Origin of the sequence: Amycolatopsis sp. NPDC049691 (assembly GCF_040675005.1) — a bacterium.
In the GTDB taxonomy this organism is placed as follows: Bacteria; Actinomycetota; Actinomycetes; order Mycobacteriales; family Pseudonocardiaceae; genus Amycolatopsis.
The window spans coordinates 402,648-414,569 of record NZ_JBFANX010000004.1 but is presented as its reverse complement, the minus strand read 5'-3'; the positions used below and the strand labels follow the sequence as shown (position 1 = coordinate 414,569).

Here is an 11,922-nt window from a genome sequence, read left to right as displayed (position 1 = left end):
GGGATGACGATGGACGACCTGCACGACCGGGGCCGCGAGAACTTCGCCGAGCTGGTCGAAGACGGCACCAAACGGCTCGACGCGCTGTTCGCCACGATCCCGGCCCTGGGGGAGCTGGCCGTCGGCACCGTCTACGGCCACCTGCACGAACGTCCCGCGCTCGACAGCCGGACGCGCGAAGCCGCCACCCTGGCCGCGATCGTCGCGGCCGGGATGGTGGGGCCGCCGCTGAGCGTCCACCTCCGCACCGGCCTCGCCTCGGGGCTGTCGCCGGCCGAAGTCTGCGAAGTCGTCGTCCAGACGGCCGCGTTCGCCGGCTTCCCCCGCGCCGTTTCGGCCGCCGACCAGCTGAACCGTCTCTTCGAAGGCCACGGCCTGCCGATCCCGCCGCCCCCGGCCCCGCGCGAGGTGGTCCTGGCCTACCTCGCGGCACCCCCGGCGGAGGTCGCCGAGGTGCTGGCTGCCCTCCCGCGCACCGAGGTCCAGGCGACCGGCCCGGACCGGGTGCTGGTCTCGTGCTTCGGGGACGACCCGGTGCCCGGGGCCGTCCTGCACTGCGCCGTGGCCGGCGGCGAAGTCACGTCCGTCACGGTGTTCCGACCGTCCTGACCAGGGCCGACGGAAATTGTCGGTGGGCCGTCGTACTCTGGTCGACGTGGCTTTCGCAACCGAACACCCCGTGCTCGCCCAGTCCGACTTCCGGCCCGTCTCGGAGATCCCGCGGACCGGCGGCCGCTTCGAGGTGGTCAGTGACTACCAGCCCGCCGGTGACCAGCCGGCGGCCATCGACGAGCTCGAACGCCGGATCAAGGCGGGCGAGAAGGACGTCGTGCTGCTGGGCGCCACCGGTACCGGCAAGTCGGCGACCACGGCGTGGCTGATCGAGCGCGTCCAGCGGCCGACGCTGGTGATGGCGCCGAACAAGACCCTCGCCGCGCAGCTGGCGAACGAACTGCGCGAACTGTTCCCGCACAACGCGGTCGAGTACTTCGTCAGCTACTACGACTACTACCAGCCCGAGGCGTACATCGCGCAGACCGACACCTACATCGAGAAGGACTCGTCGATCAACGACGACGTCGAGCGGCTGCGGCACTCGGCGACGATGAACCTGTTGTCGCGGCGGGACGTCATCGTGGTCGCCAGTGTGTCCTGCATCTACGGCCTGGGCACGCCGCAGTCCTACCTCGACCGGTCGTCGAAGCTTTCGGTCGGCATGCAGCTCGACCGGGACGTCTTCCTGCGCGCGCTGGTGGACGTGCAGTACACGCGCAACGACATCGCGTTCGCGCGCGGCACGTTCCGCGCGCGCGGCGACACGGTGGAGATCATCCCGGCGTACGAGGAGCTGGCGATCCGCGTCGAGTTCTTCGGCGACGAGGTCGAGAAGCTCTACTACCTGCACCCGCTGACCGGGGACATCGTCAAGGAGGTCGACGAGGTCCGGATCTTCCCGGCGACGCACTACGTCGCGGGCCCGGAGCGGATGGAAAAGGCGATCCAGGGCATCGAAAAGGAGCTCGAAGAGCGCCTGGCGGAGCTGGAGAAGCAGGGCAAGCTGCTGGAGGCGCAGCGGCTGCGGATGCGCACGGCCTACGACATCGAAATGATGCGGCAGGTCGGGTTCTGCTCCGGTATCGAGAACTACTCGCGGCACATCGACGGCCGCGGGCCGGGTTCCGCGCCGGCGACGCTGATCGACTACTTCCCGGACGACTTCCTGCTGGTGATCGACGAGTCGCACCAGACGGTCCCGCAGATCGGCGGCATGTACGAGGGTGACATGTCCCGGAAGCGGAACCTGGTGGAGTACGGCTTCCGGCTGCCGAGCGCGGTGGACAACCGGCCGCTGACCTGGGAGGAGTTCTCCGACCGGATCGGGCAGACGGTCTACCTGTCGGCGACGCCGGGGCCGTACGAGATGGGCCAGGCGGGCGGCGAGTTCGTCGAGCAGGTCATCCGGCCGACGGGCCTGGTCGACCCGAAGGTGGTCGTGAAGCCGACCGAGGGCCAGATCGACGACCTGGTCCACGAGATCCGCGAGCGCGCGGACAAGGACGAGCGCGTCCTGGTCACCACGCTGACGAAGAAGATGGCCGAGGACCTGACCGACTACCTGCTGGAGCTGGGCATCCGGGTGCGCTACCTGCACTCGGAGGTCGACACGCTGCGGCGGGTCGAGCTGCTGCGGCAGCTGCGGGCGGGCGACTTCGACGTGCTGGTCGGCATCAACCTGCTGCGCGAGGGTCTCGACCTGCCGGAGGTGTCGCTGGTCGCGATCCTCGACGCCGACAAGGAGGGCTTCCTCCGCAGCGGGACGTCGCTGATCCAGACGATCGGCCGCGCGGCGCGAAACGTCTCGGGCGAAGTCCACATGTACGCGGACAAGATCACCGACTCGATGCAGCACGCGATCGAGGAGACGGACCGCCGCCGCGAGAAGCAGATCGCCTACAACAAGGAGCGCGGGGTCGACCCGCAGCCGCTGCGGAAGAAGATCGCGGACATCCTCGACCGCGTGTACAGCGAGGCGGAGGACACCGAGCAGGTCTCGGTGGGCGGCTCGGGCCGCAACTCCTCGCGCGGCAAGAAGCCGGAGCAGGGCGACCGGGTGCGCAGCTCGGGGATGCTGGTGGACAAGGACGTGTCGGCGATGCCGCGCGCCCAGCTGGCGGACCTGATCCAGCAGATGACCGACCAGATGATGCAGGCGGCCCGCGACCTGCAGTTCGAACTGGCGGCCCGCCTGCGCGACGAGATCTCGGACCTGAAGAAGGAGCTGAGGGGCATGGACGCGGCCGGCATCAAGTAGCCGGCCGCGCGGGAGGGCCGGGGCCGGGGGGAGCGGCGGAAGGGCCAGGGTGCAGGAGAGGGCCGCGGCGCGGGTGGCCCGCCGGATTGCCGGCAAGCGAGCCGCGATCCTGGCGCAGACGGGTTGCGCGCTTCCGGCGACCGAGCCGGGCCGCTGGGGCTACTCGGTCAGGTCCGAACGGGTGCCCGCTTTCCGCCGGCCGCGGCGCCCAGCCCAGCGCCGCTCAGCCGCTTCCTACTCCGGCGCCGGCGCTTCCGAGTCCGGCTGCAGCATCCCGAAGATGTTGCCCTCGGTGTCCGTGCAGTACGCCAGCCAGCCCACGCCCGGCACCGGATTCTTCGGCAGCGCCAGTGACCCTCCCGCGTCGCTCACCGATTCGAGCGCCGCGTCCAGGTCCGTTACCGCGATCGTGTTCACGTACCCGTGCACCGGGGCCGACTCCGCCGGTGGCGGGCCGACGCGCGGGACCAGGCCGCCGTCGATGCCGTTGCCCTCGCCCGTCGAAATCACCCAGTAGGGCGCCTCGCCCCAGCGCTCGAACTTCCAGCCGAACACCGCCGAATAGAACGCCACCGCGCGCTCGGGTTCGCCCGCGTGGATCTCGAAGTGGACGGGACGAGGCATGCGCGCCTCCTCGGGCCGGGCCGGCAACGGTGCCGTGAGACTACGCCCGGCCCGGCGAAACTCACAGCCGCGGCCGCTCCGAAAGGGTGAGGTCCGCGTCGAAGTCCGGGAACCCGGCCGGGGCGCTGCGGGCCGACAAGGCAGTGGCGGGCGGCAGGCCGGCCCAGCGCCGGACCGTCGCCGTCGCCGCTGCCGCGTCGGCCGCGGGCAGCTGGGCGATCTTCGACCCGTGGTTGCCGCCCGGCACGTAGTAACGGTACGAATCCCGGCTGCCGAAGCCCAGCTCGAACGGCTCCGCGCCCCACGGGTCGTTCGAGCCGTACACGAACAGCAGCCGCGTGCCGCGGGACTTCACCCAGAAGTCGATGTCCGGCATCGCCAGGTAGTCGAAGCGCGGCAGCCGGATCGACGCCGGCACGAACGTCTTCGGCTGGTCCGCGCCCGGGTAGCGCAGCAGGTCGCGCAGGTAGCCGTCGTAGGCCTCGGGCGAGCCCAGCTGGACCGCCGCCTGGTAGTAGTACGGGATGTACGGCGCCAGGTCCTGGTCGGAGTAGGTGTTGAGGCTCTCGACCTTCTCGTACCAGGCGTAGACGTCGGCCGCGGGCGCGCCCGGCGCCGGCACCGTCGCGCAGTCCGCCTGCTTCTGGTACTGCCAGAACGCGAAGTACGAGTCGATCACCGAAATCTCGAGCGACTTGTCGGCCGAGCCCACGATCGAGAACGTCAGTCCACGACGAGCCGCGTCCGCCGCGGCGATCGCGCCCAGTTCGTCACGCCGCTTCAGCGCGTCCCGCTGGATCGCCTTCAACGCGTCGCGGCACCCCGGGTCGTTGCCAACGCGGGAGAGGAACCGGTTGTAGACGTCGACCGGGTCGATCACGTCGTTCGGCGCGACGTACGGGATCGTCGCGTCGACGTCGTCGGGGAAGAAGCGCCGGAAGTACGTCGCGGTCATGCCGCCCTTGCTGCCGCCGGTGGCCAGCCACTTGCCCGGGTAGATCGCCTTGAACGCCTGCACCGCGCGGTGTTCGTCCGCGGCGGCCTGCCAGATCGTCAGCTGCTTGGCCCAGTTCTCCGGCTGGGGCCGCGACGGCGTGAAGTACCGGTACTCCATCGAAAGCTGGTTGCCGTCGACGATCTGCGTCGGCTCCGACCGGTTCGGCGCGGTGCTGACGTTGTAGCCGCTGGTGAAGGCGACCGTCGGCGCGGCGAAGTCGCGGTGCAGCAGGGTGAACCGCTGCTCGAACGTGCCCGCGCCGGGGTGGCGGTGGTCGGCGGGCTGGGTGAACGTCAGCTCGAAGAACCGGTACCCGGCCGGCGCCGGATCCTCTTTGACGACCGTCAACCCGGGGATCCGCGCCAGCGCGGTCTCGATGTCGGTCGCCGCGCTCGCGGCGGGCGCCAGGCCCGCCACCATCAGCACGGCCGCCACGGCAGTGAACAGTCTGCGCATGGAGCACCCTCCCCGGCTCGATCCCACGTGGGACCCTCACAGAACCGGGCGCGGTCGGCAATCGGCTGTCCGGGCGCAGAATCGGTCAGGTTCCGACTTTCGTCGGGTGGCGCGCGCGTCTCCTTCCGTGCGCAGCCGGGGGCACCGTGCGAGTTGTCCGGGTGATCAGCGCCACGTTACGGTCCGAATCCGTAGGCACCGGCATCGAGCGAGGGGTCCGCCATGAAGGTTTCCGACTGCCCTACGACGCAGGTCGAAGTCCGCATCGCCGCACGGCCGGCCGAGGTCTGGTCCTGGCTGCTGGACGTCGACCTGCCGGCCCGGTTCTCGACCGAGTTCCAGGGCGGCGGCTGGGTCGACGGCGCCGAACCCGGCCTGGGCGCGCAGTTCCGCGGCCGCAACTCCCACCCGGTCGCCGGAGAGTGGGAGACGGTCTCGACCGTGACCGGCTACGAACCCGAGCGGCTGTTCGCGTGGGCCGTGATGGACGTGACGAACCCGGCCGCGTCGTGGAAGTTCGAGCTCGTCCCCGACGGTGACGGCACGATCCTGCGCCAGTGGGCCCAGATCGGCCCCGGCCCGTCCAACCTGACGACGATCATCGGCTCGATGCCCGAGCACGAAGAGGAAATCGTCGCGATGCGGCTCGGCGAGCTGCAGGCCAACATGCAGAAGACGGTCGAGGGCATCAAGTCCCTCGCCGAAAGCGGCGTCCGCGCGGCCTAGCCGAGCACCCCGTCCACATAGGACTTGACGGCGGCGAGGGCCGCGGGTGACCGCCACAGCCGCTCGACCTCCGGGTCGTCGGAGTGGCGGTACTCGGCGATCCGCTCGTGGAAGGGCTGGCGGATCTGGGCCTTGGTGTGCGCGAACGGCTCGGCGGGCAGCTCGCCGAGCCGGGTCGCGACGGCCAGCGCCCGCTCGAGGACGTCGTCCGCCAGCTCGTCGACCAGGCCGCGGGCGAGGGCGTCCTCGCCGCCGTACGTCGAACCCGAGTAGGTGAGCGACGGCAGCGGCGCGGTGCCGTAGGCGCACCGCAGGATTTCCAGTGCCGCCAACGGGAACGGCACCCCGACGAGCAGCTCGGTCACGCCGATGGTGCCCGCGCCGAGCACGCGGTGGTCGCATGCCGCGGCGAGCACGGCGCCGCCGGCGATCGCGGGCCCGTTCAGCGCGGCGACCACCGGCCGCGGGCAGCCGAACACCGCCAGCAGCGCGTCGGACAGCAGCGGCAGGAACTCCGACACGTAGGACGCGCCGCCGTCGTGGAGCCGCTTGAGGTCCACGCCCGCGGAGAAGATCCGGCCGGTGCCGGTGAGCACCACCGCGCGGGCGTCGACGGCTTCCTCCAGCCGGAGGACGAGTTCGCGGCAGGAGGAGGTGTCGAGCGTGTTGGCCTTGCCGTGGTCGATCCGCAGCACGGCGACGTCGTGGTGGTGCTCCAAGGTGATCGGCACGCGCCCGACCGTAACCGCTCAGGTTTTACCGCTCAACCGGACGACACCGAAGTGCTCGCGGCGTGCCAGTTCGGTGACCTCCGCCGGCGTCGGCAGCCGGCCGGCCGGGAACTTCAGGCCGATCTCGCGCCCGGCGCGGCGCAGGCCCAGCTCGGTGATGCGGTCCAGGTAGGTCCGCGCGACCACGGCCTCGTCCTCGATCAGGACGCCGCGCATCGGCGTCGTCCGGCCGGCGAGCGTGACGTCGACGTCCGCGCCGCCCCGGAAGTTCGCCTTCCACTTCGCGGGCGTCAGCGCGAACAGGCCGTCGGCGTCGCGGTGGGCGGTCACCGGGAAGCGGTAGCGCCGGCCGGTCCGGCGGCCGGTGAAGGCGAGCAGCATGAACTCGCCGACCCGGCGGCCGAGCGGGCTGGGCAGGACCCTGCGCAGCACCACGTTGAGCGTCTTCACCAGCGGCGCGGGCGGCTGGTGCCATTCCACCACGGTGGTCATTTCCGCAGCGTACGCCGGGTGCGGGCGTCAGCTGGTGATGTCTTTTTGAGCGAACCGGCGCCCGGCGTAGAGGAAGAACACCGTCCCGTAGATCACCGCCGAGAGCAGTCCGCTCGCGAGGTTGGTCCAGTCGACGTCGGTCGAGATCAGGTCCATCCACGAGAACGCGTAATGCGTCGGCAGGTAGTTCCGGAGACCTTCCAGCGCCGTGATCTGGTCCAGGATCTGCGACAGGATCGCCACCAGCACCGCGCCGCCGACCGCGCCCAGCGGGGCGTCGGTCGACACGCTCAGCGCCAGCGCCAGGCCGGCCACCCACGCCAGCTGCAGGATGATGTACACAGTGGACAGTGCGATGGCCAGCAGGCTGTCGCCGAAGGACACCGCGTCGCCGGTCGGGCTGATCGCGTCGCCCGCGCCGTACCAGATCAGCCCGACGACCAGCGACATCACCGGCAGCAGGACGAGCGCGAACGCCGACAGCAGCCCGGACACGATCGCCTTCTGCCGCAGCACCCGCTGCCGCGGCACCGGCACGGCCAGCAGGTACTTCAGGCTCGACCACGACGCCTCGCTCGCGATCGTGTCGCCGAAGAACAGCGCCACGATCATCGGCAGCAGGAACGTCCCCGACACGAACAGCGCCAGCACGACGAAGTTCGGCGCCGAGGCCGTGGCCAGGTCGACGAACCCGCCGCTGCGCCGGTTCGGGTTCGACTGCCCGAGCTGGAACGCGATCACCAGGATGAACGGCAGGATCGCGACGAACCCGAGCAGGAACTGCGTGCGCCGCCGCTTGAGCTGGCGGCGCAGCTCGACGCCGAGCCGCAGCGTCCGCCGGGCGCTGTAGCCCTCGACGGCGCCGTCCGCCCCGACGCCGGCGTGTTCGGCCGAAGCGACGTCGCTCAGCTCGTCGAGCGCGTGCGGATCGGTGTGCACACCCTCGCTCATGATTCATCTCCGACCAGTTGCAGGAACGCGTCTTCCAACCGGCGCCTCGGCCCGGCCTGCTCGACCGCGACGCCGGCGCGCACCAGCGCGGCGACCGCGTCGGCGCGCGGCAGCCCGTCGAGGTTGGCGTGCACGAGGTCGCCGTCGACGTCCACCGAAGTGACCCCGCCGACCGCCTTGAGCGCCGCCGCGGCCGCGGCCGGGTCGTCGACCCGGAACGTCGCCTCGCCGCCGGCCGCGGCCAGCTCGCCGACCTCGCCCGCGGCGACCAGCGAACCGCGGTGCATGACCACGACGTGCGTGCAGGTCTGCTCGACCTCGGCCAGCAGGTGGCTGGACACCACCACCGTGCGGCCGGTCGCGGCGTACCGCTTCAGCACCTCGCGCATCTGGTGGATCTGGGGCGGGTCGAGCCCGTTGGTCGGCTCGTCGAGCACCATGAGCTCCGGCAGGCCGAGCATCGCCTGCGCGATCGCCAGCCGCTGCCGCATGCCCTGGCTGTAGGTCCGCACCCGGCGTTCGACGGCCGAGCCGAGCCCGGCGATCTCCAGGGCCTCCGCGAAGTGCGCCTTCTCCGCGGGACGCCCGGTCGCGGCCCAGTACAGCTCGAGGTTCGCCCGGCCGGACAGGTGCGGCAGGAACCCGGACCCCTCGACGAACGAGCCGATCCGCGACAGCACCGGCGCGCCCGGGGTGATCTTGTGCCCGAACACGCGGATGCTGCCCGCGGACGGCGTGATCAGGCCCATCAGCATCCGCAGCGTGGTGGTCTTGCCCGCGCCGTTCGGCCCGAGCAGGCCCAGCACCTGGCCCGGCTCGACGCGGAAGGAGAGGTCCTTCACCGCGACGAACCCGCCCGCGTACTGCTTGCGCAGCCCCTCGATCACCAGCGGGGTCGTGGCCAGCTCCGGGTCGACGTCGGTGGCCCGACGGCGGCGAAGCGCCGCGAAGAGCACCGCGGCCAGGCCGATCGCCAGCGTCACGCCGATGCCGACCAGCTGCCCCACCGGCGCCGGCGAACCCACCGACGTCCCGGGGACGACCGGCACGGCCAACGCGGTGCCGCCGGCCAGCGCGACCCGGAACACCGCGGGCGCGGCCGGGCTCGCGAACGCCTGGTCGGTCGTGCCGACGACCAGCCGCAGCGAGTGCCCGCCCTCGATCGGCCGGACGATGCCGGGCAGCGTCACGGTGACCTCGACCGGCGTACCGTCGGCGGGCAGCCCGCTCACCCGGAACGGCGCGATCGCGTTGGCGGGCAGCACCCGGGAGCCGTCCTGGCCGACGTCGTAGAGCTTCGCGAACAGCACCGCGTCCGGCTGCGGGTGCGCCGGGTCCGCGGCGACCTGCAGCCGCACGGTCGACGAGCCGCTGACGACGACCTGCCCGTCCACCGGCGCGGTGGTGAACTGCGCGGCCTGGCCCGGCGGGTCGTTGCCGAACAGCGCGCCCAGCCGCGACGAGCTGCTCGCGACGCCGTTGAGCCCGGGGATCCCGCTCACCGCCGAGGGGTTCGCCCCGGCCGGGCGCACGATCGGCTGCGCGGGACCGGACAGCGCCAGCATCCGCCGCTCGGTGGCCGGGCCGGTCAGTCCGGGGTAGGCGGCCGCGTTGACCGTGCGGACCGACGGCGTCCCGTTGGCGCGCAACGTGCCCTGGACGTCGTAGCTGAACCCGGTGCCGGGGTCGCCGCCGTTGACCGCGCTCCAGAGGAAGTCGCCGATCTTGGCGCGCAGCTGCGGCCCGGGCTTCCCGCCGTCGTGGCCGCCGGTGTACCAGATCGTCTTGACCTTGCCGCCCGCCGCGGTGATCTGCCGCGCGGTGGCGTCGGACTGGTCGAGGCCGAACAGCGTGTCGCTCTCGCCCTGCACCAGCAGCGTCGGCACGGTGATCTTGCCGGTCACCGACGCGGGGGAGACGCGGCGCAGCAGGTCGACGCTCGCCTGGCTCGCCTGCCCGGTCGTGCCCAGCTCGGTGTAGGCGCGGCAGACGGCGGCGGTGAACCGGCCGCACGGGTCGGCGGGCCCGCTCGGGCGCCCGCCGCCCGCACCCGCGGGCGCGGCGGGAACGGCGGCCGCGGCGGCGGTCCCGCCGGCACCGGTCGACCCGGTGTCGGTCTCCTGGCCGGCTTCGGGGGCTTCGGCCGATGGCGAACCGCTCGCCGCCGCGCCCGAGCCCGCCGAGAAGAAGATGCCGGCCCAGCTCTTCTTGAACACGCCGTCGGTGGCGAACGCGCCGGCGGCCGGGGTGCCCGCCGTCGTGGGCGCGGGCGTGGCCGCGTTCGGGATCAGGCCCTGCGCGAGGTCGTTGTAGGTGATCACCGGGGCGATCGCGTCGACGCGCTTGTCCGTGCCGGCCAGCAGGAGCGACAGCGCGCCGCCGTAGGACGCGCCGGTGACGGCCACCTTCGGGTCGCCGTTCGCGTCGAGCGTCACCTGGTGCTGCGCGACGAGCCGGTCGATCAGGCGGCTCGCGTCGGCGACCTCGCCGTCCGGGTCGTTGAGCCCGATCTTGCCGGTGCTCTTGCCGAACCCGCGCGCGGACCACGTCATGACGACGAAGCCCTTGCGCGCCAGCTCGCGCGCGTCGTCGGCGACGCTGGTCTTGTCCCCGCCGAAGCCGTGCGCCAGCAGCACCGCGGGCGCGGGCACGGTGGCGGGCAGAAAGGTGGTCGTGTCGATCTTGACCTGCTCCGTCGAGCCGGGGGCCGCGGGCAGGTCGATCATGGCGTCCTGCGTGGGCACCGGAGGCGGCGCCGCGGGCCGCGTGATCCAGAAAACCGCGCCGGCGGCCAGGACCACGACGACGGCGGCGAGCGCGGTGAGGCGGGCTCCGCGAGTGCGCGGGAGCGGAAGTCGGGGCACGGGAGAAACCTATTTGAGGTTTCCTGAGAGTGTCCTCACCGGCTCACGTCGATCACACGTCCGGGACCGCCTGGTGGACCCAAGTGACCGAAATTACAGGACCAACCCGGTGACGTGCGCGATTCCGGCTGGCGCTCGGGAGGGGAGAACCGGCAAACTGGACGCGCTGTGAGGGGAGTATTCCTTCGCGGCGGTGTCGTCAGCACGGTGGCCCTGCGCCCCCGGCACCGTCGGCCGGTGTTCACCGGCGGGAGAGACCTCCGGTTAGTTGCTCATGCGCACTATCCGGAGGTTCTGGTTCCATGACTGTCCCCCTGTGGCTGTGGATCGCCACGATCGGTGGCCTGCTCGCGCTGATCGCGCTGGACCTGGTCATCGTCGATCGCAAGCCGCACGAAGTGACCACGGGGGAAGCCGCTCGCTGGGTGATCTTCTACATCTCCTGCGCGATCCTCTTCGGCGCCGGCGTGTGGTTCTTCGCCGGGCACGACCCGGGCGTCGAGTTCTTCACCGGGTACATCACCGAGTACTCGCTGAGTGTCGACAACCTGTTCATCTTCATGATCATCATGGCGTCGTTCAAGGTGCCCGCCATCCATCAGCACCGCGTGCTGCTGGTCGGCATCCTGCTCGCGCTGGCCATGCGCAGCGTCTTCATCGCGATCGGCGCCGCGCTCATCGAGCAGTTCGTCTGGGTGTTCTTCCTCTTCGGCGCGGTGCTCGTCTGGACGGCGATCAGCATGCTGCGCGGCAAGGGCGAGGAAGAGGAGTACCACGAGAACGCCGTCACCCGGCAGGTCCGCAAGATCGCGCCGGTGACCGACGACTACCACGGCCACCACTACACGGTGAAGATCAACGGCAAGCGGATGATCACGCCGATGCTGCTGGTGATCGTGGCCATCGGCTCGGCGGACCTGCTCTTCGCGGTCGACTCGATCCCGGCGATCTTCGGCATCACGCAGGAGGCGTTCCTCGTCTTCACCGCCAACGCGTTCGCGCTGATGGGCCTGCGGCAGCTGTACTTCCTGCTCGGCGGCCTGGTGACGAAGCTGGTCTACCTCACCTACGGCCTCGCGGTGATCCTCGCGTTCATCGGCGCGAAGCTGTTCCTGCACGCGCTGCACGAGTACCACGTCGTGCCGGACTGGCTGGACATCAACAACTGGATCTCCCTCGGGGTGATCATCGTCGTGCTGACCGTGACCACGGTCGCGAGCCTGGCGAAGGCCCGGCGCGACGAACGCAAGCAGGTCGCCGCGTAAGTTC

At 71.3% G+C, this 11,922-nt stretch carries 10 protein-coding genes; 4 read left to right on the top strand and 6 right to left on the bottom strand.

Annotated elements, in window-relative coordinates:
- The first annotated feature begins 3 nt into the window (after positions 1–3).
- The gene (locus tag AB0J40_RS11865; protein ID WP_364451057.1) at positions 4–609 is read left to right on the top strand and encodes a carboxymuconolactone decarboxylase family protein; all 606 of its coding nucleotides are present in this window, start codon (positions 4–6) and stop codon (positions 607–609) included.
- A gap of 46 nt (positions 610–655) precedes the next feature.
- On the top strand, positions 656–2,812 hold the full coding sequence (gene uvrB / locus AB0J40_RS11860) for an excinuclease ABC subunit UvrB (RefSeq protein ID WP_364451054.1): 2,157 nt from the start codon (positions 656–658) through the stop codon (positions 2,810–2,812).
- 234 nt (positions 2,813–3,046) lie between these two features.
- Here uvrB and AB0J40_RS11855 read toward each other — a convergent pair whose 3' ends face one another.
- Together AB0J40_RS11855 and AB0J40_RS11850 are read right to left on the bottom strand one after the other, a co-directional pair.
- Positions 3,047–3,436, bottom strand: coding sequence for a VOC family protein (locus tag AB0J40_RS11855; protein WP_364451052.1), 390 nt, complete (start codon positions 3,434–3,436; stop codon positions 3,047–3,049).
- Positions 3,437–3,497: 61 nt separating this feature from the next.
- Positions 3,498–4,889: a S28 family serine protease gene (locus AB0J40_RS11850; RefSeq protein WP_364451050.1), complete on the bottom strand. Its 1,392-nt coding sequence runs from the start codon at positions 4,887–4,889 to the stop codon at positions 3,498–3,500.
- Positions 4,890–5,111: 222 nt separating this feature from the next.
- Here AB0J40_RS11850 and AB0J40_RS11845 point away from each other — a divergent pair, with 222 nt between their 5' ends.
- Positions 5,112–5,615 (top strand): SRPBCC family protein, encoded by a 504-nt coding sequence (locus AB0J40_RS11845; RefSeq protein WP_364451048.1) that lies wholly within the window; start codon positions 5,112–5,114, stop codon positions 5,613–5,615.
- Here the strand turns inward: AB0J40_RS11845 and AB0J40_RS11840 are convergent.
- The 4 genes from AB0J40_RS11840 to AB0J40_RS11825 are packed head-to-tail and all read right to left on the bottom strand — an operon-like array spanning position 5,612 to position 10,653.
- The gene (locus AB0J40_RS11840) at positions 5,612–6,346 is read right to left on the bottom strand and encodes an enoyl-CoA hydratase/isomerase family protein (protein WP_364451046.1); all 735 of its coding nucleotides are present in this window, start codon (positions 6,344–6,346) and stop codon (positions 5,612–5,614) included. The two genes, AB0J40_RS11845 and AB0J40_RS11840, sit on opposite strands and share 4 nt — an antisense overlap.
- Before the next feature lie 18 nt (positions 6,347–6,364).
- Positions 6,365–6,838 (bottom strand): hypothetical protein, encoded by a 474-nt coding sequence (locus tag AB0J40_RS11835; protein WP_364451043.1) that lies wholly within the window; start codon positions 6,836–6,838, stop codon positions 6,365–6,367.
- 27 nt (positions 6,839–6,865) lie between these two features.
- Positions 6,866–7,789 carry an ABC transporter permease gene (locus tag AB0J40_RS11830; RefSeq protein ID WP_364451041.1) on the bottom strand — a complete coding sequence of 308 codons (924 nt, stop codon included), beginning with the start codon at positions 7,787–7,789 and terminating at the stop codon, positions 6,866–6,868.
- Complete coding sequence (locus AB0J40_RS11825) at positions 7,786–10,653, bottom strand: alpha/beta fold hydrolase (protein WP_364451039.1); 2,868 nt, start codon at positions 10,651–10,653, stop codon at positions 7,786–7,788. Before AB0J40_RS11825 ends, AB0J40_RS11830 begins: the two co-directional genes overlap by 4 nt.
- Before the next feature lie 302 nt (positions 10,654–10,955).
- Between AB0J40_RS11825 and AB0J40_RS11820 the strand changes: the two genes are divergently transcribed.
- Positions 10,956–11,918, top strand: coding sequence for a TerC family protein (locus AB0J40_RS11820; protein ID WP_364451036.1), 963 nt, complete (start codon positions 10,956–10,958; stop codon positions 11,916–11,918).
- The last annotated feature ends 4 nt before the right edge of the window (positions 11,919–11,922 follow it).

Bases quoted from the DNA above. Each gene is read 5' to 3' on its own strand.
- AB0J40_RS11865 (WP_364451057.1), top strand. From the start codon at position 4: ATGACGATGGACGACCTGCACGACCGGGGCCGCGAGAACTTCGCCGAG.
- AB0J40_RS11855 (WP_364451052.1), bottom strand. From the start codon at position 3,436: ATGCCTCGTCCCGTCCACTTCGAGATCCACGCGGGCGAACCCGAGCGC.
- AB0J40_RS11850 (WP_364451050.1), bottom strand. From the start codon at position 4,889: ATGCGCAGACTGTTCACTGCCGTGGCGGCCGTGCTGATGGTGGCGGGC.
- AB0J40_RS11845 (WP_364451048.1), top strand. From the start codon at position 5,112: ATGAAGGTTTCCGACTGCCCTACGACGCAGGTCGAAGTCCGCATCGCC.
- AB0J40_RS11835 (WP_364451043.1), bottom strand. From the start codon at position 6,838: ATGACCACCGTGGTGGAATGGCACCAGCCGCCCGCGCCGCTGGTGAAG.
- AB0J40_RS11830 (WP_364451041.1), bottom strand. From the start codon at position 7,789: ATGAGCGAGGGTGTGCACACCGATCCGCACGCGCTCGACGAGCTGAGC.
- AB0J40_RS11820 (WP_364451036.1), top strand. From the start codon at position 10,956: ATGACTGTCCCCCTGTGGCTGTGGATCGCCACGATCGGTGGCCTGCTC.